This window comes from Bosea sp. 685 (genome assembly GCF_031884435.1).
GTDB lineage: Bacteria > Pseudomonadota > Alphaproteobacteria > Rhizobiales > Beijerinckiaceae > Allobosea.
Window position 1 is genome coordinate 4,423,658 of record NZ_CP134779.1, and the last position, 21,763, is coordinate 4,445,420.

The following is a 21,763-nucleotide window of genomic DNA, read 5'->3' on the forward strand; positions in this document are numbered from 1 at the left end:
GCATCGTATACGAGTTTCACGGGACCGGAACCGCCCCGGCAACGCCGCCTGGCCGAAACCGGACCCAAACCCTCAGGCCAGCAAGGCCCAGGCCTTGAGGAAGAAGTCAGGCGTGCCGAAATTGCCGGATTTCAGCGCGATCACGAGATCGGGACCCGCGACGACGCGCGTCCAGGGCACGCCCGGATCGATCTCGGGACCGATCTCCAGCGTCCTGATGTCGAGCCCCTGGACAACGGCTCCGGAGGTCTCGCCGCCGGCGACGAGCAGCTTGGAGACGCCGCCATCAGCGAGGAGCCGCGCGGTCTCGGCGAAGGCGTGCTCCACCGTCTCGCCCGCCTTGTCGCGGCCGAGCTTGTCCTGGATGGCCGCGACCTCGGCCGGATCATCGCTGGAATAGAGCAGGAAGGGCTTGTCCTGCGGTTGCGCCAGCGCCCAGGCGGCAAGCAGCGCCGCCGTCTGGGTGCCGGCCGTCAGCGCCAGCGGGTCGACCTTCAAGGCAGGGTAGCCGGCCGCGACCGCCGCCTTGATCTGCCCGCGCGTCGCCGTCGAGCAGCTGCCGGAGATGATGCCGGCGCGGCCCTTCGGCGCGCTCAGGCTCACAGGCGCGGCGCGCTGCCGCAGCAGCCCGGCCTCGCGGAAATTCTGCGGCAGGCCCATCGCGATGCCGGAGCCGCCGGTCAGCAGGACATGACCGGCGACGGCCTTGCCCAGCACCATCAGGTCGTCATTGGTCAGCGCATCCGTGACGACATAGCGCGCGCCCTCTCCCGCCAGCGCGGCGAAACGCGCCGTCACGGCCTCCGCCCCCGCCAGCACCGTGGCATAGCCGACATGGCCGACCGGAGCCTTGGTCTGCGCGCCCATCAACCGCATCAGGTTCGAATCGCGCATCGGCGTCAGCGGATGGTCCTTCATCGAGCTTTCATGCAGCGGCACCGCGCCGACGAAGAGATAGCCCTGGTAGATCGAGCGGCCATTGGCGGGGAAAGCCGGGCAGATGATCGCCATCTCCGCGCCGAGCCGCCGCATCAGCGCATCCGCGACCGGGCCGATATTGCCCTCGGCTGTCGAATCGAAGGTCGAGCAGTATTTGAACAGGATCTGCTTCGCGCCGGCCGCCAGCAGCGCCTCACAGGCGGCAAGCGAATCCGCCACCGCCTCGGCGACCGGGTTGGTGCGCGATTTCAGCGCCACGACGACCGCATCGGCATCGGGAAGCGATGCGCCGGCGCCAGATGCCCTGGTGCTTGGTGCGCCGATGACCTGGACGGTGCGCATGCCGGCGCGGTTCAGCATCAGCGCGACATCGGTCGCGCCCGTCATGTCGTCGGCGATCACACCCAGCAGCATCGGCTTCGTTCCATTCCCTGATCACAACTTGGTTAGTCTAACCATGGTGCGCTTCGCGCCATCCTTGCCGCGTTGTTACCAGAGATCGCGGCGCAAGTGACAGATGCGGACGCATGGCGCGTCCTTCGCATGGCGGGCTCCTTGGCCATCAACTTGCATGCAAGGTCGCGCGGCAACAGCATGCGGGATTGCGGCGCGGGCGACAGGATAGCCATCGACGCCGCGACGAAATTGCGCCAGCCTAGTACCGAGTGGAACGAAATCAGGCGCCCCTGCCGTTCACCACAGGCGCGAGGCAACGGGTCATCAGAACCCGGCTCGCGATGGAACGGAAGAGCGGCGCCATGAGACCGAACAAGACATAGACCGAACGAGACGAGAGGGGACCACCGCATGAAGCTCCTGACCACCCTGGCCTCGGCCGGCCTGCTGGCGCTGGCGGCGCTCCCTGCCGCGGCCCAGACGCCTTCGACCCTGCGCGTCGGACTGCAGGAAGACCCCGATATGCTCGACCCGCACAAGGCCCGCACCTTCGTCGGCCGCATCGTCTTCAAGGGGCTCTGCGACAAGCTGCTCGACATCACGCCCGAGCTGAAGCTGGTGCCGAGGCTCGCAACCGAATGGAGCTTCTCGGCGGACGGGCTGACGCTGACGATGAAGCTCAGGACCGACGCGAAATTCCATGACGGCGACGTCTTCAACGCGGAGGCCGCCAAGGCCAATCTCGAACGCGCCCGGACCCTGCCCGACTCGCTGCGCAAATCCGAGCTCGCCTCGGTCGACAGCATCGAGACGCCCGACGCCTCGACCATCGTGATGAAGCTGAAGCGCCCTGACGCGACGCTCCTGGCGCAGCTCACCGACCGCGCCGGCATGATGCTGGCGCCCAAGAGCCTGAGCGGCGACGTCGCCAACAAGCCGGTCTGCTCCGGCCCCTATAAATTCGTCGAGCGCGTCCAGAACGACCGCATCGTGCTGGAGAAGTTCAAGGAGCATTGGGAAGCGGCGAATTACCACTTCGACCGCATTATCTATCGCTCGATCCCCGACACCACGGTGCGGCTGGCGAATCTGCGCGCCGGCGAACTGGATATCCTGGAGCGGCTCGCGCCGACCGATGTGAAATCGGCGCAAGCCGACAAGGCGCTCAAGGTCGCGAGCACCGCCAATCTCGGCTACCAGGGCATCACCATCAACACTGGCAACGGCGAGGCCGCCAAGCAACCCATGGGCATGGACAAGCGCGTGCGCCAGGCGCTCTCGCTGTCGATCGACCGCAAGGTGCTGAGCCAGGTCGTGTTCGAGGGGCTCTATGAGCCGATGGTCCAGCCCTTCAACCCGGGCAACCCCTATGTCAGCGCCGAATTCCCGGTGCCGGCCCGAGACGTCGCCAAGGCCAAGGCGCTGCTCAAGGAGGCCGGGCTGTCGAAGGTCTCGGTCGAGCTCTTCGTCACCAACAACCCGGTCGACGCCCAGCTCGGCCAGGTCGTCCAGGCGATGGCGCAGGAGGCCGGCATCGACGTGCAGATCCGCTCGACCGAATTCGCCAGCCAATTGCGCGACCAGCAGCAGGGCAAGTTCCAGATGAGCCGAATCGGCTGGTCGGGCCGCATCGACCCGGACGGCAACATCCACCAGTTCGTGACCACGAAGGGCAACCAGAACGACGGGAAGTATTCCAACGCCGAGGTCGACCGGCTGCTCGACGAGGCCCGCACCGTCTATGACGTCGCCGAGCGCAAGAAGCGCTACGACGCCGCCCAGAAGATCCTCGAGGACGAATTGCCGATCATCTATCTCTATAACCAGACGGTCTTCTTCGCGATGCGCGCGAACCTCCAGGGTTTCGTGATCAATCCCGACGGGATGATCCGGCTGTCGGGGCTGAAGCGGCAGTGAGACCGGCAAGACGCTTTCTGCGACCGGGCCTGACCATGTCGTCATTGCGAGCACCCGGGTCTTGGCGAACACCCGGGTCTTGGCGAGCACCCGGGTCTTGCCTTCGGCAAGCCCGAGTGCAGGCTCCGCGAAGCAATCCAGGGGCTGCAGAGCGCTACGTCCCGCTGGATTGCCTCGTCGCTTTCGCTCCTCGCAATGACGCGGCGGCTCATCGACCAGTCCAATCGGGTGGCGCACCATGCTCGCGCTGATCGGCCGTCGCGTCCTGATCGCGCTGCCGACGCTGTTCCTGGTCTCGCTCTTCGTGTTCGCGCTGCAGCGGGCGCTGCCCGGCGATCCGTTCCTCGTCATAGCCGGCGAGGAGCGCGACCCGGAGGTGATCGCGCGCCTGCGCCATCTCTATCGGCTGGACGATCCGGTCGTGGTGCAGTTCTTCGCCTGGCTCGGCCAGGTCGTGCAGGGCGATTTCGGCCGCTCGCTGCGCACCGGCGAGCCGGTGCTCGGGCTGATCTGGCAAAAGCTCGGCGTCACCGTGCAGCTCGCCGTCGCCTCGATGATCGTCGCGATCGGCATCGGCCTGCCGGCGGGCATCATCGCGGCGCGGCGCAAGGACACGCTGGCCGATTATACGGCGAGCGCGGTCGCGCTGTTTGGCCTGTCGATCCCGCATTTCTGGCTCGGGATCATGCTGATCCTGGTGGTCTCGGTCGAACTCAAATGGCTGCCGGCCTCGGGCTTCGAATCGATCTTCGTCGATCCGAAAGCCTCGATCGAGCGCCTGATCATGCCGGCCTTCGTGCTCGGCGGCGGGCTGGCCGCCTTCATCATGCGCCATACCCGCTCGGCGATGCTGGAGGTGCTGCGCTCCGACTATGTCCGCACCGCCCGCGCCAAGGGCCTCGACGAGGACACGGTGGTGAACCGGCATGCGCTGCGCAATGCTCTGGTGCCGATCATCACCCTCTCGACGCTGCTTTTCGGCGAATTGCTGGCCGGCGCGGTTTTGACCGAGCAGGTCTTCACCATTCCAGGCTTCGGCAAGCTGATCATCGACGCCGTGTTCAACCGCGACTATGGCGTGGTCCAGGGTGTCGTGCTCTGCACCGCGATCGGCTTCATCCTGATGAACCTCCTGGCCGATGTGCTCTATGTCCTCGTCAACCCGCGCCTGAGGAGCGGCTGATGGCGGATGTGATCCTCGAAACGGCTACGCAAGCGAGCGCCATCGAGCCCGCCCCGCGCCCACGCCGCAGCGCGCTCAGCAAGCTCCTGCGCAACCGCTCGGCGCTGATCGGCGGCACGATCGTGCTCGTCTTCGTGCTGATGGCCGTTCTCGCACCGCTGCTCCCGCTCGCCGACCCGCTGAAGTCGAACTTCCTCGCCATCCGCAAGCCGCCCTCCGAGCTCCACTGGTTCGGCACGGACGAACTCGGCCGCGACCAGGTCTCGCGCCTGTTCTACGGGGCGCAGACCTCGCTGCTCGCCGGCATCGTCTCCGTCCTGATCGCGCTGGCGATTGGCATCCCCTTCGGCCTGCTCTCGGGCTGGTATGGCGGCTGGATCGACATCGCGATCTCGCGCGTGACCGAAGCGATGCTCGCCTGCCCCTTCCTGATCCTGGCGATCGCCTTTGCCGCGATCCTTGGCCCCTCGCTGACGAATGCGATGATCGCGATCGGCCTCTCCGCCGTGCCGATCTTCATCCGGCTGGTGCGCGGCCAGGTGATGAGCGTGAAGGCGGAGGATTTCGTCGAGGGGGCGCGGGCCGTGGGCGCGCGCGACCTGCGCATCATGTTCGTGCATGTGCTGCCCAACACGATGTCGCCCGTCGTGGTGCAGTCGACATTGTTCATGGCGCAGGCGATCATCCTGGAAGCCTCGCTCTCCTTCCTCGGCCTCGGCCAGCAGCCGCCCTCGCCCTCCTGGGGCCAGATGCTGAACGTCGCCAAGAACTTCATGGAGCAGGCGCCGTGGATGTCGGTCGCGCCCGGCGTCGCCATCTTCCTGGCCGTGCTCGGCTTCAACCTGCTCGGCGACGGCCTGCGCGACGCGCTCGATCCGAAGGAGGGGTGATTTGTGTTCGATCCTCCTCCCGTCATTCCGGACGCAGCGAAGCGGAGATCCGGAATCCATCGTAGAGTTCGGTGGCCTCCGATGGATTCCGGATCTGCGCCGCTATCGCGGCTTGTCCGGAATGACGGCGCGTTTTGTTTCTGGCCTTCATTGCCCTGAGGACGACTGACCATGTTCACCACCCGCCCCGAAATCCTCGGCACCTTCGGTGTCGTCACCTCGACGCACTGGCTTGCCACCGCCTCGGGCATGGCGATGCTGGAAAAGGGCGGCAACGCCTTCGACGCCTGCGCGGCGGCCGCGTTCGTGCTGCAGGTGGTGGAGCCGCATCTCGTCGGCCCCGCCGGCGACATGCCGGCCGTGTTCTACTCAGCGGAAAAGAAGAAGGTCGAGGTTCTCTGCGCACAGGGGCCTGCTCCCGAGGCCGCGACGATCGAGGCCTTCAAGGCGCTCGGGCTCGACCTCATCCCGGGCTCGGGCCTGCTCTCGACCGTGGTGCCCGGCGCCTTCGGCGGCTGGATGACGCTGCTGCGCGACCATGGCCGCCTGACGCTGCGCGAGGTGCTGGAACCCGCGATCGGCTATTTCGAGAACGGCCACCCGATGCTGCCGCGCGTCTCGCACTCGATCGCGGAACTGACCGAGCTCTTCACCGGGGAATGGCCGACATCGGGCGCGGTCTATCTGCCCGGCGGCCATGTGCCCAAGGCCAAGGAGCTCTTCCGCAACCAGGCCGCCGCCGACACCTATAAGCGCCTCCTCTCCGAGGCCGAGGCCGCCGGCTCCGACCGGCAGGAGCAGATCCAGGCAGCCTTCGACGCCTGGTACAAGGGCTTCGTCGCCGAGGCGATGGACAGATTCTGCCGCACGACGGAGGCGATGGATTCGTCTGGCCGCCGTCATAAGGGCCTGCTCACCGCAGACGACATGGCGCGCTGGCAGCCGAACTACGAGACGCCGGCGAGCGTGACCTATCATGGCTGGGAGGTCTTCAAGATCGGCCCCTGGGGCCAGGGTCCGGTCTTCCTGCAGACGCTGAAGATCCTGGAAGGCATCGACATCGCCGGGATGGGGCCGACGAGCCCGGAATTCATCCACCATGTCACGGAGGCGATGAAGCTCGGCTTCGCCGATCGCGAGGCCTATTACGGCGACCCGGATTTCGTGAAGGTGCCGCTCGCGACGCTGCTCTCCGAGGATTATGCGAGCGGCCGGCGCAAGCTGATCGGCGAGCAGGCCTCACATGAATTGCGGCCAGGCCTGGTCCCCGGATATGAGGAGCAGGTCGGGCGCATGCTCGCCGGCGTCCGCATTGCCGGCCAGTCGGGCAAGGGCGGCGCCAGCGTCGGCGAGCCGACCATGGCCTCGATGGTCGCGGCCGGGCGGCGCGGCGACACCGTCCATATCGACGTCATCGACAAATGGGGCAACATGATCGCGGCGACGCCTTCGGGCGGTTGGCTGCAATCCTCGCCGGTGATCCCTTCGCTCGGCTTCCCGCTGAATTCGCGGGCGCAGGCCTTCTGGCTCGAGGAAGGGCTGCCGGCCTCGCTCGCCCCGTTCAAGCGGCCGCGCACGACGCTGACGCCGACGCTCGCCTTCGAGAATGGCGAACCGCGCCTCGTCTTCGGCACGCCGGGCGGCGACCAGCAGGAGCAGTGGCAGCTCGGCATGTTCCTGCGCCGGGTGCATCACGGCCTCAACCTGCAGGAGGCGATCGACCTGCCACTGTTCCACACCCAGCACTTCCCCTCCTCCTTCTATCCGCGTGAGGCGCGGCCGGGGCATCTGATGGTCGAGGAGAGCATCGGCGAGGCGGCGCTCGCCGATCTCGTCCGGCGCGGCCACGCCTTGGAGCGCGCCCCGGCCTGGACGGTCGGGCGCCTGACCGCCGCCGAGAAGAGCCGCAACGGCCTCTTGCGCGCGGCGGCCACCCCGCGTCTGATGCAAGCCTACGCTGCCGGACGCTGAAGGGGCTGCACGCATGACATGGTCCATCGTCGCCCGTGACGCCGCCACCGGCTCCTATGGCGTCGCCGTCTCGACCTGCGCCTTCGCCGTGGGTTCGCGCGTGCCCTATGGCGGCGGGCGCATCGGGGCGATCGCGACCCAGGCTTTCGTCAACCCGCTCTACGGGGTCGACGGCCTCAGGCTGCTGCAGGAAGGCCGCTCCGCCGTCGAGATCATCGCGACGCTGACGGCCGCCGATGACGGCCGCGCGCATCGCCAGCTCCATCTGATCGATCGCGAAGGCAAGATCGCCGCCCATACCGGCTCAGCCTGCATCGATTGGTGCGGGGCGGTGCATGGGCCGCAGATCTCCGTCGCCGGCAACATGCTGGCCGGGCCGCAAGTGATCGAGGAGACGCTGAAGGCCTATATCGCGGCCTCGGCGCTCGATTTCGACGAGCGCCTGCTGGTCGCGCTCGAGGCCGGCGAGAAGGCCGGCGGCGACAAGCGCGGGCGGCAATCCTGCGCCATCCGCATCTGGGCCGGCGAGCCGATGCCGAGCTTCGACATCCGCGTCGACGACCATGTCGATCCGCTCGCCGAGTTGCGCCGGCTCTGGCGCATCGCGCATCAGCGCTATGTGCCCTTCCAGCAGGCCTCGCCCTCGCGTGCCCGCCCTGCCGGCGTCACCGACCGCGTCGAGATCGACCGGCTCTGCACCGATTATGCGGCGGCCTGGAATGCGCGGCATCCGGAAGGGTGAGGCCGCTCTGGATCAGGTTGCGATCAGATAGAATCTCGGGGCCTGTCATCCCGGACAAGCCGCGTCGCGGCGCCGATCCGGGAACCATCCGAGGGCGTCATTCTCGGGCTTGCCCCGAGAATCTCATGACCAGAGCGCTCTGGTTTTCGAGATGGTCGGGTCAAGCCCGACCATGACGACCCGAGGGCTACGCCCGGGATGACCAAGCCGTTTCAACTTCAATGCGAAACGCTATGACGCATCGCCGCTACGCCTGACGCAGTCGATGAAGCGTTCCAGCGCGCCGGATGGCTTTTCCTCGCGATAGGCCAGATGCAGCGGCGCGGTCAGCCCGGGCACGTCATCGAGGCGGGCATAGGCGATGCCGTTCGTCTCGAGGCGCGCCATCGAGGCGGGGATGATCGAGACCCCCAGGCCGGCCGCCACGAGGCTCAGCGTCGACACCATTTGCGGGGCTTCCTGGCCGATCCGCGGGCTGAACCCGGCGGCGCGGCAGGCGGCGATGATGCTGTCATAGAGGCCCGGGCCGGAGGGGCGGCGGTAGAGGATGAAGGTCTCCTCCGCCAGTTCGGCCAGAGCGATGCGCCCCTCCAGCATCCCTTGGCCCGAACGCTTCGCCAAGCCCTTGGCCAAGCGTTCCGCAATCGCATGCTGGTCGGGCAGCGCGACCAGCATCTCCTCGGCCAGCAGCGGCTCGACCACAAGCCCGACCGGGCGCTCGACCGGCGAGCGGACGAAGGCCGCATCGAGCCGCTCGGAACGCAGCTCCCCGATCAGTTCGCTGGTATTGCCCTCGCGGAGCGCCAAGGTGACGCCCGGCACGGTCTGGCGCAGCAAACGAACCACCGACGCCACCAGCGGATGAAACGCAGCCGAACTGGTGAAGCCGATGACGAGCTGACCCTGCTCGCCCCGCGCCGTACGCCGCGCGGCGTCGAGCGCCAGCTCGACATCGGAGAGGACGAGCCTGGCCTTCTCCAGCAGCGTGCGGCCGGCATCGGTGAGCTCGACGCCGCGCGGCAGGCGCCGGAACAATTGCGCACCGACTTCCCGCTCCAGCGCGCGGATCTGCTGGCTGAGCGGCGGCTGCTGGATCCCCAGACGCGCGGCGGCCCGCGTCACATGGCCTTCCTCGGCGACCGCCACGAAATAGCGGAAATGGCGCAGCTCGATCATAGGCATATCTTGTAGGTATGGATCTTACATATTTCATATATTAGACGCACGGTTCTTGAAAGCATATGGATGCTCAGGCCCTCCCGTTCTTCTCCGATGGACGGCCTGGAACAGATGATGAGCACGCCAGCCAGCCTTGCAGATCCCGAAATCGCCCGCACGGAACCGACCGTCGCCCAGCTCTTCACCGGCTTTCTCTTCCTCGGCCTGATCGGTTTCGGCGGGGTCCTGCCGATGGCCCGGACCATGGTCGTCGAGCAGCGCCGCTGGATGAGCGGCAAGGAGTTCACCGAGCTGCTCGGTCTCTGCCAGTTCCTGCCGGGCGGGAACATCATCAACATGTCGGTAGCGATCGGCCTGAAATTTCGCGGCCCGACTGGGGCGCTCGCCGCGCTGCTGGGCCTGATCGCGGCGCCCACGGCAATCGTGATCGGGCTCGGCATCCTCTACGACCACTACCAGGACGATCCGCATATCCGCCATCTCTTCGCGGGGCTGGCGGCGGCGGCGGCGGGCCTGCTCGTCGCCATGGCCGTGAAGATTGCCCTGCCCTTGCGCCGGAAGCCCCTCGGCATCGCGATCGCCCTGCTCTGCTTCCTCGCTATCGCGATCCTGCGCTTGCCGCTGCTTGCGACGATGCTGGTGCTGGCGCCGATCAGCGTGCTCGCCAGCCGGGCGCTCGATAAGGGGGAGCCCCCCGATGAGCTCGGTCCTGATCGCGCTGGCGCTGATCTTCACGCAGCTTTCGCTGCTCGCCTTCGGCGGCGGCAACACCATCCTTCCGGAGATGCAGAGGCAGGTTGTCGAGATCCATCACTGGATGACGGCGCAGCAATTCGGGGCAATGTTCGCCCTCGCCCAGGCGGCGCCCGGGCCCAACATGATGATCGTGCCGCTGGTCGGCTGGCATGTCGCGAGCTGGCCCGGCGTCCTCGTCACCACGCTGGCGAAGTTCGGCCCCTCATCCCTGCTGACGGGCATCGCCATGCAGCTTTGGGAGCGCTTCAAGGACCGGCCCTGGCGCCGCATCGTGCAGGCCGGGCTGGTACCGATGACCGTGGGTCTCGTCACCGCGAGCGCGGCGGTGATCACCCAGGCCTCGGCCCATGAATGGGTCCTGGCCGCGATCGTCGCCATCTGCGCCATCGCCGCATTGACGACGCGCCTGCATCCGCTGCTGGTGCTCGCCTTCGGCGCTCTGGTCGGGCTCAGCGGTATCGGACAGATCTGACCGGCTCTGCACCGCCTAGAGCAGGATGCGAAAAAGTGGGAACCGGTTTTTCGCATTGATCCTGCTCTAACTCCTTGGTGAGAGACGGATTCAGATTTCAGACGGAGTCACATTGTGACTCCGTCTGAAATCATCCGGCTCTAGGCGGCGTCCTGGAACGCGCGGCATCCGGACAATTGACAAGCGGCCGCCACTCTGGCGCGATTGAGTCGGCGGTCTCGGCCGGCGCATCCACCCCCCGCACCGGGCATCGCATGGGGAAGGAACAGAGCAATGGCACCTGGCGAAAGCGACATGCTCGCCCGCAGGATCGCGAGCCTCGAAGCACAGCTGCAGGCACTGCGGCAGGTCATCGACGTCAGCCCGTCCGGCCTGAAGATTCGGACAGACGGCTCACTCAGCATCACGGCGGGAGGCGCCGTGCAGGTCACCTCCGGCGGCGCGACCGCGATTAGCGCCGGCTCCGCTCTTTCGCTCAAGACCTCGGCTGCCCTCGATGTCAGGGCAGCCGCGGCGATCACCATCGCAGGCTCTCACACCATCTCGCTGGCGGGCTACACACTGAGCGCGTCGCTGATGAAGGATGTCGATGTCAGCGTCGGAAAGACGTTCTCCATCGCCGCCGGCGAGCGAGTGGCGCTGAAGGCCGGCGACGCCGAGATCGACATGAAGAAGGACGGCTCGATCAGGGTCCAGGGTCGGGACATCGACATCAAAGGCAGCGGCAAGATCGACGTCAAGGGCAGCGGCGATGTCGTGATCAAAGGCGCGAAGGTCCTGCAGAACTGAGGTTCAACAGGACCAGATGCACAGCTGCCGCGATCAAGTGAGCTTGCCGCGCGCCGCCACGGGCATTTCGCCGATGAGCTTGTCGCCGCGCACGGTGATCAACCGGTCGACCATGTTCACCACCACGCAGACATGGTTGGGGATGATGCGCACGACCTCGCCGACATTGGGCCGTTCATTCGAAGCCGCGAGGTCGAGGAAGCCGTGCTCCTCGGCGAATTTCGCGATTCTGGCCGCCGGATATTCCAGGATATAGCCATGACCGTCGAGACCGCCTGTGTCGCTGGTCAGCGTCTTCGAGCCGGAATCGAGGATGCCGCGCTCAGGCCCGGCCCGGCTGACCACCGTGGCGTAGACTGAAAGCGCGCAATCCTCCAGCGTCGCGACCCCGGCCGCGACCTGCATGCGGTCGTTGAAGATCGAGGTGCCGGAGCGGTGCTCGGTCGCGCCCTTGAGCTTGCCGATATTGGGGATGTTGGGCGAGCCGCCGGTCGAGACGATGCCTGCCTCCAGCCCCGCCTCGCGCAGGCCGGCATTGGCGGTGTCGAGGAAGATCTGTGTGCGCTCCCAGCCATCCTCGGGCGGGTACATCAGGAAGCCCGCAAAGGTCAGGCCCTTGGAGCCAGCGATCAGCTTTGCGAGCTCCACGGCCTCGCCTGGCGTCTCGACGCCGGCGCGCTTGCGGCCGGTGTCGCATTCGACGACGACCTCGAGATTGCGGCCGGCGATCTCGGCGGCGTTCGGCAGGCCGGCAATGGTGACCGGATTATCGGCCGCGACGATCATGCGCACGCGCCGCTGCAACGCGCCCAGGCGGCCGAGCTTCTCCTCGCCGAGGATGTTGTAGCTGATCATGATGTCGTCGATGCCGCCATCGGCCATGATCTCGGCCTCGCCGAGCTTCTGGCAGGTGATGCCGCGCGCGCCGGCCTCGACCTGGAGGCGGGCGAGCTCGGGCGATTTATGCGTCTTGATATGGGGGCGGTTGGCGACACCCTTCGCATCGCAGACGGCCTGGAGCCGGGCGATATTGGCCTCGACCTTGTCGAGATCGATGACGACGGCCGGCGTACCGTAGACGCGGGCGATTTCCTCAGCCAGCGCGGTCATGGCAGCACCTTGATGATCACTTCGATCTCGACCGTCATGTTGTTGGGCAGCGAGCCCATGCCCACGGCCGAGCGGGCATGCCGGCCGCGCTCGCCGAGTACGGCGACGAACAGGTCCGAGCAGCCATTGATGACCTTGGGCTGGTCGGCGAAATCGGGCACCGCGTTGACCATGCCGAGCAGCTTGATGACCTCGACCTTGTCGAGCGACCCGGTCGCCTTCTTCATCGCCGCGAGCAGACCGAGGCCGGTCTGCTTGGCGTGCTCATAGGCTTCCTCAATCGTGACGTCCCGGCCGACCTTGCCGGTGGGATAGGTGCCGTCCGCCCGCTTCGGGCCCTGGCCGGAGAGGTAGACGAGGTCGCCGACCTGCTTGAAGCTGACATAGGTGGCGACCGGCGTCGGCACGTCGGGCAGCGTCAGTCCCAACTCCTTCAGCTTGTCTTCGGCACTCATTCTGATTTCCCCTCGTCGGTCGCAAGATCGCGGACCATGTAGCGGGCCGCATCGTCGTAGCTCGCGAGCTTGCGATCAAGCGATGCGTCATGCGTCTCGCGAAAGCCGTGACGCCGCCAGAAGCCGGCCGAGCCGTTGACGGCGGCCAGCGCCATGCTGGCAAAGCCTGCTCCGCGCGCATGCTGTGCCAGCTGCGCAACGATGTCGTTGGCCGCGCCGCTGCCGCGCAGCTGCGGCAACAGAGCAAGATCATGGATGTAATAGGTGTCGGCCGGATCGGGCAGCGCGCCGAGCAGGCTGTTGAGCGCCGGAACCTGGCCGAGCAGCCAGGGATGGCTCACAACATAGCCGCCGACGCGGCCGGTCTCCTCCAGGCAGAGGCAGCCTTGCGCGGACAGCGCGAGGCGCTCGGTGAAGACCGCTTCGTCCTCGGGATAGCCGGGATGAACCCGCGCTGCGACCGCCAGGACGGACGCCAGGTCGGCGGACGTCATCACCCGCCAGCGTGGTGGGGACGGCTGGGTCACCCGACACCGAAGACGGACTCAAACCGGTGCAAGAACGGCCCTCGCGCTGAAAACGCATGCAGTCCGGCCGAAGGGCGCCTTCTCCTCGCAGAGAGAAAATCAACCTTCGCCATTCGACTCTTGTGTCTTCCGCTCGCGCTCGCAGGCTCGCAGCGTGTCGAAAACCAGATATTCTTTTGGATTTTGACCTTTCACCTCGGTGCATGTGCGGGCGCTTGCACCGGAGGAGGTATTCGATTGCGCGGTCAGATCACACCGATACCCGGTCGATTTGAAACTGGTCAGCAACGGCCCCGCCACCTTGACGCATTTTTGGCGGCCAGGATTTGCATGCCAGTTGAACGCAAATTTCCCTTGCAGAACATCAAGGTCGTCCGCCCCGGCCGGGGACGACAACAGAAACAGGGTCACGGCAACAAGGCCACTTCGATTCCTCAGCATCAGAATCCTCCGTCGGCTCAGGGAGACCCAACACCCATAGATCAGGTCGCATTCGGACGGAACCGTCCGAATGCGAAAGAGGCAACGCTCTGGAGCCATTTCCGATCGAATTCGCTCGAAAACGCTCTGGATGGGCCGCGGCGGGAACCCGCGCTCAGGAGGCCGCGACCTTCTTGAACTTGTTCGTGCGCTTGGGGTGCCACCAGGCGCCCTTCAGCACCACGCCCTCGGAAAAGATTTTCTTGTCACCGGTCATGTGCTCGCCGGTGACGTCGGCATAGTCGAACTTGCCGTCCTTGACGGTCAGGATCGTCGCGTCGCCGAGCGAGCCGACCTTGAGCGAACCGTATTCGGGCCGCTTCAGTGCCATCGCGGCATTCACGGTCGAGGCGGCGATGACGTTGTTCAGGCTCATGCCCATGAGGAGGAACTTCGACATGGTGGTGACCTGGTCATAGGCCGGGCCATCGATGCAGAGCTTGTGCACGTCGGACGAGATCACATCCGGCTCGAAACCATTGGCCAGCATGGCGCGCGTCGTCTTGAACGAGAACGAACCCTTGCCGTGGCCGATATCGAAGATGACGCCGCGCTTGCGGGCGGCCAGCACCTCGGGCTTGACCGTGCCCTGCGCCGTGCAGGGCGCATTCGGGAAGGGGCGGAAGGCGTGGGTGAGCACATCGCCCGGCCGCAGCATGTTCACCACCTCCTCATAGGACGGAGGCGGATGGTCGATATGGCACATCAGCGGCATGCCGACCTCGTTGGCGACCTGCAGCGCGATGTTGAGCGGCACCGTGCCCTGATCGCCCGAGGCGTGCAGGCCGACGCGGACCTTGATGCCGACGATGAGGTCGCGGTTGGCGTCGGCGACCGCGACGGCGTCGATCGGGTTCATCAGGCGCAGATCGCCGCTCTCGCCGACCATGACGCGGTGGTCGAAGCCGTAGATGCCGGCATGCGAGACATGGAGATAAGCCAGGATGCGGGCCTGGCTCCTCTCGATGACATGCTTGCGGAAGCCCGGCCAGTTGCCGGGGCCAGCCGAGCCGGTGTCGACCGAGGTGGTGACGCCGGACGCCCGGCAGAACTCGTCGGCGTCGATGCCGAGCGAGGTGCCGCCCCAATAGACATGGGTGTGCAGGTCGATCAGGCCCGGCGTGACGATGTAGCCGGAAACGTCGCGGATTTCCTTGGCGCCCTTCAGATCCTTGCCGAAGCCGGAGACCTTGCCGTCGGTGAAGGCGACGTCGAGCACGCCGTCATGCTTCTGCGAAGGGTCGATGACACGACCGCCCTTGAGGATGAGATCATGGGTCATTTCAGTTGCAGGCCTTCACGTTCGACATAAAGGAGATAGAGCGCCGTCATCCAGGCCGGCGCGAAGCGGAGCGCCGGGATCCATCATAGGGCGCTGAGCCCTATAACGCATCTCGGGACGACCTTTCGGCCGCCCAGGATGACACGTTGGAAATCGCGCAGCCATCACACTGGTCCCACAGCACCCTTGCGCTCGACGATGAGCCCATAGGCCTGCGGTTCGCGGTGCTTGGCGAAATTGAAGGTGGAGTTCTTGTAGCTCTTGCCGAGATCCATGTCGCAGCGGGCGATAACGAGCTCGTCGCCCTCGGTCACGGCCTGCGCCACGACCTCGCCGGTCGGCGCGATGATGCAGGAGCCGCCGATCTGGTCGACGCCAGCCTCCAGCCCCGCCTTGGCGACGCCGACGACCCAGCTCGCGTTCTGATAGGCGCCGGCCTGCATTACGAGCTGGTTGTGGAAGTTGCCGAGCCGGTCATGGTCGGGCGCCGGCGGGTTGTGCTTGGGCGTGTTGTAGCCGAGCACGATCAGCTCGACATCCTGCAAGCCCATCGACCGGTAGCTCTCGGGCCAGCGCCGGTCATTGCAGATCATCATGCCGAGATTGGCATCCATCGCGCGCCAGACCGGCCAGCCGAGATTGCCGGTCTCGAAATAGCGCTTCTCCAGATTTTGGAACGGCGCGTCGGGACGATGCTCGGGATGGCCGGGCAGATGGATCTTGCGGTACTTGCCGACGATCGCGCCGGTCTTGTCGACCAGGATCGCGGTGTTGAAGCGGCGCTTGCGGCCCTCCTCGAAGGCAAGCTCGCAATAGCCCAGATGGAAGCCGATGCCGAGGCGCTGGGCTTCGGCGAAGAGCGGTGCGGTCTCGTTGCCGGGCATCGCGCTCTCGAAATAGCTGTCGATCTCGTCCTCGTCCTCGATCCACCAATGCGGAAAGAACGCGGTCAGCGCGGCCTCGGGATAAACCACGAGATCGGCGCCATGGCCCTTGGCCTGGCGCATCAGCTCGATCAGGCGGGCAACCGCCGAGGCGCGGCTCTCGTCACGCTGGATCGGCCCGAGCTGGGCCGCGGCGACGGTCAGGATACGGCTCACGTCAAGCTCTCCCCGGGCCAACGGCAGACCGTGCCGCGATGCGTTGCGGCATGTGTCGCCTCAGAGGCGGCGGTGTCGCCGCCGCCTTGCTCAGTCCCGCAAGACTCAGTCCCGTAGGAGCAATGACGACGCATCGGCTTGCCCCGAAAACCGGTTCCCACTTTTCGGGCCGATGCTCTAGCCCCGCCGTGCGCCATATGGCGCCGGCCCCGGCCGACATGTCAGGCATGGTCTCAGAGGCTCTTGGCCAGGCGCGGATCGAGCGAGTCGCGCAAGCCGTCGCCGAGCAGGTTGACCGCGAGAACGGTGATCGAGAGGAACAGCGCCGGGAAGAAGATGATATGCGGCCTGACCTGCCAGAGCGCCCTGCCCTCGGCCATGATGTTGCCCCAGGACGGGGTGGAGGGCGGTACGCCCGCGCCGATGAAGGACAGGATCGCCTCGACGATCATGGCGCTGGCGCAGATATAGGTCGCCTGCACCATCATCGGCGCGACCGTATTGGGCAGGATGTGGCGGAAGATGATGCGCGGCACGCGAGCGCCTTGCGAGATCGCCGCCTCGACATAGGGCTGCTCGCGCAAGGACAGCACGACGCTGCGCACCAGGCGGGCGACGCGCGGGATCTCGGCGATGGTGATGGCGATGATGACGTTCTGGACCGAGCCGCGCGTCAGCGCCATCAGCGCGATGGCGAGCAGGATCGGCGGGATCGACATCATGCCGTCGATGATGCGCATGACGATGCCGTCGGCCCAGCGCACGAAGCCGGCGAAGAGACCGACGGCCAGCCCAATGACGGAGGCCAGGAAGGCCACGCTGAAGCCGACCAGCAGCGAGACCCGCGCGCCATAGGTGACGCGCGAATAGATGTCGCGCCCGAGCATGTCGGTGCCGAACCAGTAGAGCTCGGAGGGCACGCGCGTGCGCCGCGAGGTCGCGATCGCGGTGGGATCGACGGTCCACAGCAGGGGCGCGAAGATCGCGACCAGGATCATCAGCAGCAGCAAGACGCCGCCGACCGTGACGGCAGGGTGCTTGCGCAGATAGGAACGCTTCTTGGGCGACAAGGCAGACTCGGGCGACAAGACAGACTCGGGCGGCGAAATCTCGCTGACGGCGGGAGCCGCGAGCGGCGCGGCGATGGTGCTGGATTGAGCTGTCAATACCGTATCCTCGGATCGACCAGAGTATAGATGAGGTCCACGAGCAGGTTCACCAGGACGTAGACGAAGCTGAAGATCAGCACGACGCCCTGGATCACGGGGTAGTCGCGCCGCAGGATCGCATCCAGCGTCAGCCGCCCCAGGCCTGGAATGGCGAAGACGCTCTCGGTGACGACGGCGCCGCCGATCAGGAGCGCCACGCCGATGCCGATGATGGTGATCACCGGAACCGCCGCATTCTTCAGAGCATGCACGAAGAGCACGTTGCGCTGTTCGACGCCCTTGGCGCTGGCGGTGCGGACATAGTCCTGCTGCAGCACTTCGAGCATGGTCGCCCGGGTGATGCGCGCGATCAGCGCGATATAGACGAAGCCAAGCGTGATCGAGGGCAGGATCAGGTTCTTGAACCAGGGCCAGATGCCTTGCGAGATCGGCGTATAGCCCTGCACCGGCACCCAATCGAGCTTCAGGGCGAAGACATAGGCGAGCATGTAGCCGACGACGAAGACCGGAACCGAGAAGCCGAACACGGCAAAGCCGACGACGCAGCGGTCGATCCAGGAGCCTGCCTTCCAGGCCGCAACCACACCCATCGGCACGGCGACGACGACCGCGAAGATCAGCGTCAGCAGCATCAATGAGACCGTCGGCTCGATGCGCTGGGCGATGAGCTGCGTCACCGGCAGCGAGGTGAAGATCGAGGTGCCGAGATCGCCCTGGAGCACATGGTAGAACCATTCCCCGAAGCGGATGAGATAGGGCCGGTCGAGACCCAGACTGGCCCGGATCCTCTCGACATCGGCCGGCGAGGCCTGGTCGCCGGCGATCACCGCGGCGGGATCGCCCGGCGCGATGTAAAGCAGCGAGAAGACGAACAGGGCGACGAAGGCCATCACCGGTATGGTCGTGATGATCCGTCTGACGATGAAAGCGAGCATTCTGGCGCTTAGCCTTGGTTATGGTCGATCAGAACTGTTGCAACGCGAGCCGCCATTCCGGCGGCTTATGTCCAGGGGAGTGCCGGGCTCCTGGGGAGCGCCGGCACCCTGCGATAAATCCCAGCTCGGCGCGGCTTTGCCGCTCGTCCGGGATGGACGGGGCAGCCGCGAGAGCTGCCCCTGCCGTCAGGCCTTCGACACGCCCCAGAAGAATGGCAGCGGGCCGCTGGTGACGCCGGAGAGATTCGACCGCCAGGCCTGGTAGCCGAGATAGAAGCCGGTCGGGGCGTAGACGACCTCCTCCATCGCAGCCTTGTTGAGCTTGGCGATCGCAGTCTTCTCCTCGGCCATGTCCTTGGCGTCGAACCAGTTGGTCACCTCGGTCTCGACAGCCGGGATATTGGGCCAGCCGAACCAGGCCTTGTCGCCATTGGCGCGGATGGCGGTGTAGGCGGCGGGATTGATGCAGTCGGCGCCGGCATGCCAGGTGTGGAACATGCTCCAGCCGCCCTGGCCGGGAGGCGTCTTCTGGGCGCGGCGTGCGCCGACGGTGCCCCAATCGGTGGCGACGAAATCGACCTTCATGCCGATGCTCTTGAGCAGCTCGGCGGTGACGTCGCCCATCGACTTGGTGGCGGCCATGTCCTGCGCAACGACGCAGACCACGGGCTCGCCATTATAGCCGGATTCCGCCAGCAGCTTCTTGGCCGCGTCGACATTGCGCTGCTTCAGGATGTCGCCACCCTCTTCGGTGTAGAGCGGCGTGCCGGGGGTGAAATAGCTCGGCAAGTTCTTCCAGAGCTTGTCGTCGTCGCCGACGATCGAGCGCATGTAGTCTTCCTGGTTCAGCGCGGTCAGCACCGCGCGGCGCACCTTCACATTGTTGAAGGGCGGGAAGAGATGGTTCATGCGGAAGGCGCCGATATTGCCGAGCGGATCGCCGATATCGACCTTGACGTTCTTGTTGGCCTTGAGCACCGGCACGAGGTCCGACAGCGGGGTCTCCCACCAGTCGACCTCGCCGTTCTGCAGCGCGGCCGAGGCCGTCGCCGGATCGGGGATGATGACCCATTCGATCCGGTCGACCAGGATCTTCTTGCCGCCGGCGAGCCAGTCAGCCGGCTCCGAGCGCGGCACGTAATCGGCAAACTTCTCGAACACCGCCTTGGCGCCGGGCACCCATTCGCTGCGCATGAACTTCATCGGGCCCGAACCGATATATTCGGTGATCTGCGTGAACGGATCGGTCTTGGCGATGCGCTCGGGCATGATGAAGGTGCAAGGCGCGTTGTTCTTGCCCAGCGCCAGCAGCATCTTCGGGTAAGGCTTGTTGAGCGTCCACTTCCAGCTCATGTCGTCGATCGGGGCGAGCTCGACCTCGATCGCCTTGATCATCAGGCCCATCGGGTCGCGGGCCTGCCAGCGCTTCAGGCTCTGGACGACGTCCTTGGAGGTGACCGGCGCGCCGTCATGGAATTTGAGACCCGGGCGCAGCTTGAAGGTCCAGACCAGCCCGTCGGCGGAGACCGTCTCCGACTCGACCATCTGGCGCTGCGGCTGAAACTTCGAATCGATGCCATAGACCGTGTCCCAGACCAGGGCGGCCGCGTTGCGCACGACATATTGCGTGCCCCAGATGGGATCGAAATTGGCGAGGTTGGCCTGCGGCACGAAGCGCAGGGTCTTGGCCGCCGCGCTTTGCGACAGAGCCGGCATGGCCAATCCGCCCGAGGCCGCCAGGGCGCCCGTCCCCACGGCGGTCTTCAAAAATGTCCTGCGATCCATGCACTCACTCTCCCCTGTAACGGCAACCTCTGCGCGGGCGACCTTGGCGCGAGTTTGGGCAGAAAACTTCTGCGCTGACAACACGCTTGACCGGCCCTTCTTGGCCGGCGGGCAGCTTGCAGACTTCGTGCCAAACGGGACTGAACCGCCGGAAGCGCACGGAATTCGGCAATCTCTGCCCGCCCCGCAGCGCTGCGGGCAGAAAATTGCGAATTAGGGGATTAAACCGATTTGATCGGCGCATCGACCCGCGCAAAAGGCCTTGCAAATTCGAAGGCCGCCGCGGCGCGCAAAACCAGTGCATCACGCCCGAAAGCGCCAACGATCTGCAGGCCCGCCGGCAAGCCGGCTTTCGTCAGCCCGCAAGGCAGCGAAATCGCCGGCGCCTGCGTGATGTTGAAGGGGTAGGTGAACGGGGTCCAGCGCGTCCAGTCCTCGCCATAGCCGCCATGGGCGGGGGTGTCCCGCCCGACCTCGAAGGCCGGCAAGGGCAGCGTCGGCGTCAGCAGCAGATCGAAGCGTGCATGAAATTGCGCCATGCGGTGCGCAAGCGCATTGCGCTGGGTGAGCAGCGCATCGACATAGGCCGTGCCCGACACCTTTTCGCCAGCTTCCGCCACCGCGACGAGGCCGGGATCCATCCGCTTGCGGTCGTCGGGGCCGGCATTGCGCAAGGCGAGTGCTGCTCCCGCCCCCCACAACGTCATCAAGGTCTCGATCGGGTCGGCAAAGCCCGGATCGACCTCCTCGACCGTCGCGCCAAGCTCCTTGAACGCCATCGCTGCCGCTTTCGTGAGCGCCGCGATCTCGGGATCGACCGCGACATCGCCGCCAAGCTTCGGCGACCAGGCGAGGCGCAGGCCCCTCACGCCGCCAGGCAGGCCGGCGACATAGTCCAGGGGCTCGTCGAGCACCGCCGTCATGTCGCGGGCATCGGGCCGGGCGATCACGTTCATGGCGAGCGCCGTGTCGGTCACGGTGCGCGTCAGCGGGCCGAGATGGGCGAGGAAGCCCATGGTCGAGACCGGGAAGGCCGGCACACGGCCATAGGTGGGTTTCAGCCCGACCACACCGGTGAAGGCGGCAGGAATGCGGACCGAGCCTGCGCCATCCGTTCCGATATGGATGCAGCCGAGATTGAGTGCGGCGCAGACGGCAGCACCGGACGACGAGCCGCCCGGGCCCGTCCCGGTGCCCCAGGGATTACGCGTGATGCCCGATTGCGGGGAATCGCCGACGCCCTTCCAGCCATATTCCGGCATCGTCGTCTTGCCGAGGAAGACCGTACCCGCCTCGCGCAGCCGGGCGGTGGCGGGCGCATCCTCGGGCCAGGGCGCGTCCGAGCCCACGGCCGAGCCGCGCCGCATCGACCAGCCGGCAACGCCGATATTGTCCTTGATGGTGACGGGCACGCCGTCGAGCGGGCCGAGCGGCTCTTTCTTGAGGTAACGCGCCTCGGCCGCCTGCGCCATGGCGAGCGTGACCTTGTCGTCGCGCACGGTGAAGGCGTTGACCTCGGGCTCGAAGCGCTCGATGCGCGCGAGCGCGTCTTTCGTCACCTCAACGGGAGAGAGCTCGCCGCTGGCATAGAGGGGCTGGAGTTCGGCGGCGGACAAAGAGGCGATGTCGGTCATGAGGTGGCCTGTCCTTCAAGTCATGAGCATTGGAACCTCCTCGTCATCCCGG

General features: G+C 66.2%; 19 protein-coding genes and 1 pseudogene. 8 read left to right on the top strand and 12 right to left on the bottom strand.

The genetic code is table 11. From position 1 onward, the window contains the following. Positions 1–72: 72 nt before the first annotated feature. The gene (gene otnK, locus RMR04_RS21805) at positions 73–1,353 is read right to left on the bottom strand and encodes a 3-oxo-tetronate kinase (protein WP_311910484.1); all 1,281 of its coding nucleotides are present in this window, start codon (positions 1,351–1,353) and stop codon (positions 73–75) included. Between the two features lie 393 nt (positions 1,354–1,746). On the opposite strand from otnK, the gene RMR04_RS21810 reads away from it, so the two are divergent. The 5 genes from RMR04_RS21810 to RMR04_RS21830 all read left to right on the top strand — a co-directional run bounded on the left by RMR04_RS21810 (position 1,747) and on the right by RMR04_RS21830 (position 8,038). Next, a complete protein-coding gene (locus RMR04_RS21810) occupies positions 1,747–3,252 on the top strand; it encodes an ABC transporter substrate-binding protein (RefSeq protein WP_311910485.1) in 1,506 nt (501 codons plus the stop codon). Positions 3,253–3,490: 238 nt separating this feature from the next. Continuing rightward, complete coding sequence (locus RMR04_RS21815) at positions 3,491–4,435, top strand: ABC transporter permease (RefSeq protein ID WP_311910486.1); 945 nt, start codon at positions 3,491–3,493, stop codon at positions 4,433–4,435. Further along, a complete protein-coding gene (locus RMR04_RS21820) occupies positions 4,435–5,325 on the top strand; it encodes an ABC transporter permease (RefSeq protein ID WP_311910488.1) in 891 nt (296 codons plus the stop codon). Before RMR04_RS21815 ends, RMR04_RS21820 begins: the two co-directional genes overlap by 1 nt. 165 nt (positions 5,326–5,490) lie before the next feature. Further along, positions 5,491–7,296 carry a gamma-glutamyltransferase family protein gene (locus tag RMR04_RS21825; RefSeq protein ID WP_311915905.1) on the top strand — a complete coding sequence of 602 codons (1,806 nt, stop codon included), beginning with the start codon at positions 5,491–5,493 and terminating at the stop codon, positions 7,294–7,296. Positions 7,297–7,309: 13 nt separating this feature from the next. Then, on the top strand, positions 7,310–8,038 hold the full coding sequence (locus RMR04_RS21830; RefSeq protein WP_311910489.1) for a DUF1028 domain-containing protein: 729 nt from the start codon (positions 7,310–7,312) through the stop codon (positions 8,036–8,038). A gap of 231 nt (positions 8,039–8,269) precedes the next feature. On the opposite strand, the gene RMR04_RS21835 is transcribed toward RMR04_RS21830, so the two are convergent. Further along, on the bottom strand, positions 8,270–9,214 hold the full coding sequence (locus RMR04_RS21835; RefSeq protein WP_311910490.1) for a LysR family transcriptional regulator: 945 nt from the start codon (positions 9,212–9,214) through the stop codon (positions 8,270–8,272). A 234-nt stretch (positions 9,215–9,448) separates the two neighbouring features. Between RMR04_RS21835 and RMR04_RS21840 the strand changes: the two are divergent. From RMR04_RS21840 to RMR04_RS21850, 3 genes and pseudogenes are all read left to right on the top strand, one after another. Then, positions 9,449–9,805: pseudogene (locus RMR04_RS21840) on the top strand (chromate transporter); the annotation flags it as partial. A gap of 109 nt (positions 9,806–9,914) precedes the next feature. Then, positions 9,915–10,445, top strand: a complete 531-nt coding sequence (locus RMR04_RS21845) for a chromate transporter (protein ID WP_311910491.1) — start codon at positions 9,915–9,917, stop codon at positions 10,443–10,445. A gap of 273 nt (positions 10,446–10,718) precedes the next feature. Further along, a complete protein-coding gene (locus RMR04_RS21850) occupies positions 10,719–11,234 on the top strand; it encodes a DUF2345 domain-containing protein (RefSeq protein WP_311910492.1) in 516 nt (171 codons plus the stop codon). A gap of 33 nt (positions 11,235–11,267) precedes the next feature. Here RMR04_RS21850 and RMR04_RS21855 read toward each other — a convergent pair whose 3' ends face one another. The 10 genes from RMR04_RS21855 to RMR04_RS21900 form a co-directional block, all read right to left on the bottom strand. Next, complete coding sequence (locus RMR04_RS21855; protein ID WP_311910494.1) at positions 11,268–12,344, bottom strand: D-TA family PLP-dependent enzyme; 1,077 nt, start codon at positions 12,342–12,344, stop codon at positions 11,268–11,270. Continuing rightward, positions 12,341–12,799 (bottom strand): RidA family protein, encoded by a 459-nt coding sequence (locus tag RMR04_RS21860; protein ID WP_311910496.1) that lies wholly within the window; start codon positions 12,797–12,799, stop codon positions 12,341–12,343. Before RMR04_RS21860 ends, RMR04_RS21855 begins: the two co-directional genes overlap by 4 nt. Further along, a complete protein-coding gene (locus tag RMR04_RS21865; protein ID WP_311910497.1) occupies positions 12,796–13,293 on the bottom strand; it encodes a GNAT family N-acetyltransferase in 498 nt (165 codons plus the stop codon). The genes RMR04_RS21860 and RMR04_RS21865 overlap by 4 nt, the downstream gene beginning before the upstream one ends. A 132-nt stretch (positions 13,294–13,425) precedes the next feature. Further along, entirely contained in the window at positions 13,426–13,767 is a 342-nt protein-coding gene (locus RMR04_RS21870) for a hypothetical protein (protein ID WP_311910498.1), read from the bottom strand. 154 nt (positions 13,768–13,921) lie between these two features. Beyond that, the gene (locus tag RMR04_RS21875; protein ID WP_311910500.1) at positions 13,922–15,088 is read right to left on the bottom strand and encodes an amidohydrolase/deacetylase family metallohydrolase; all 1,167 of its coding nucleotides are present in this window, start codon (positions 15,086–15,088) and stop codon (positions 13,922–13,924) included. Between the two features lie 164 nt (positions 15,089–15,252). Continuing rightward, positions 15,253–16,188, bottom strand: a complete 936-nt coding sequence (locus tag RMR04_RS21880; RefSeq protein ID WP_311910501.1) for an N-carbamoyl-D-amino-acid hydrolase — start codon at positions 16,186–16,188, stop codon at positions 15,253–15,255. Between the two features lie 233 nt (positions 16,189–16,421). Beyond that, positions 16,422–17,276, bottom strand: a complete 855-nt coding sequence (locus tag RMR04_RS21885) for an ABC transporter permease (RefSeq protein ID WP_311915906.1) — start codon at positions 17,274–17,276, stop codon at positions 16,422–16,424. A gap of 74 nt (positions 17,277–17,350) precedes the next feature. Next, entirely contained in the window at positions 17,351–18,292 is a 942-nt protein-coding gene (locus RMR04_RS21890) for an ABC transporter permease (RefSeq protein ID WP_311910503.1), read from the bottom strand. Between the two features lie 186 nt (positions 18,293–18,478). Then, positions 18,479–20,077, bottom strand: a complete 1,599-nt coding sequence (locus RMR04_RS21895) for an ABC transporter substrate-binding protein (RefSeq protein ID WP_311910504.1) — start codon at positions 20,075–20,077, stop codon at positions 18,479–18,481. Positions 20,078–20,298: 221 nt separating this feature from the next. Continuing rightward, the gene (locus RMR04_RS21900) at positions 20,299–21,711 is read right to left on the bottom strand and encodes an amidase (protein ID WP_311910505.1); all 1,413 of its coding nucleotides are present in this window, start codon (positions 21,709–21,711) and stop codon (positions 20,299–20,301) included. Positions 21,712–21,763: the final 52 nt, after the last annotated feature.

Excerpts from the sequence above, each read along its gene's own strand:
- otnK (WP_311910484.1), bottom strand. The coding sequence starts at position 1,353 with ATGCTGCTGGGTGTGATCGCCGACGACATGACGGGCGCGACCGATGTC.
- RMR04_RS21810 (WP_311910485.1), top strand. The coding sequence starts at position 1,747 with ATGAAGCTCCTGACCACCCTGGCCTCGGCCGGCCTGCTGGCGCTGGCG.
- RMR04_RS21815 (WP_311910486.1), top strand. The coding sequence starts at position 3,491 with ATGCTCGCGCTGATCGGCCGTCGCGTCCTGATCGCGCTGCCGACGCTG.
- RMR04_RS21820 (WP_311910488.1), top strand. The coding sequence starts at position 4,435 with ATGGCGGATGTGATCCTCGAAACGGCTACGCAAGCGAGCGCCATCGAG.
- RMR04_RS21830 (WP_311910489.1), top strand. The coding sequence starts at position 7,310 with ATGACATGGTCCATCGTCGCCCGTGACGCCGCCACCGGCTCCTATGGC.
- RMR04_RS21835 (WP_311910490.1), bottom strand. The coding sequence starts at position 9,214 with ATGATCGAGCTGCGCCATTTCCGCTATTTCGTGGCGGTCGCCGAGGAA.
- RMR04_RS21845 (WP_311910491.1), top strand. The coding sequence starts at position 9,915 with ATGAGCTCGGTCCTGATCGCGCTGGCGCTGATCTTCACGCAGCTTTCG.
- RMR04_RS21850 (WP_311910492.1), top strand. The coding sequence starts at position 10,719 with ATGGCACCTGGCGAAAGCGACATGCTCGCCCGCAGGATCGCGAGCCTC.
- RMR04_RS21855 (WP_311910494.1), bottom strand. The coding sequence starts at position 12,344 with ATGACCGCGCTGGCTGAGGAAATCGCCCGCGTCTACGGTACGCCGGCC.
- RMR04_RS21860 (WP_311910496.1), bottom strand. The coding sequence starts at position 12,799 with ATGAGTGCCGAAGACAAGCTGAAGGAGTTGGGACTGACGCTGCCCGAC.
- RMR04_RS21865 (WP_311910497.1), bottom strand. The coding sequence starts at position 13,293 with ATGACGTCCGCCGACCTGGCGTCCGTCCTGGCGGTCGCAGCGCGGGTT.
- RMR04_RS21870 (WP_311910498.1), bottom strand. The coding sequence starts at position 13,767 with ATGCTGAGGAATCGAAGTGGCCTTGTTGCCGTGACCCTGTTTCTGTTG.
- RMR04_RS21875 (WP_311910500.1), bottom strand. The coding sequence starts at position 15,088 with ATGACCCATGATCTCATCCTCAAGGGCGGTCGTGTCATCGACCCTTCG.
- RMR04_RS21890 (WP_311910503.1), bottom strand. The coding sequence starts at position 18,292 with ATGCTCGCTTTCATCGTCAGACGGATCATCACGACCATACCGGTGATG.
- RMR04_RS21895 (WP_311910504.1), bottom strand. The coding sequence starts at position 20,077 with ATGGATCGCAGGACATTTTTGAAGACCGCCGTGGGGACGGGCGCCCTG.
- RMR04_RS21900 (WP_311910505.1), bottom strand. The coding sequence starts at position 21,711 with ATGACCGACATCGCCTCTTTGTCCGCCGCCGAACTCCAGCCCCTCTAT.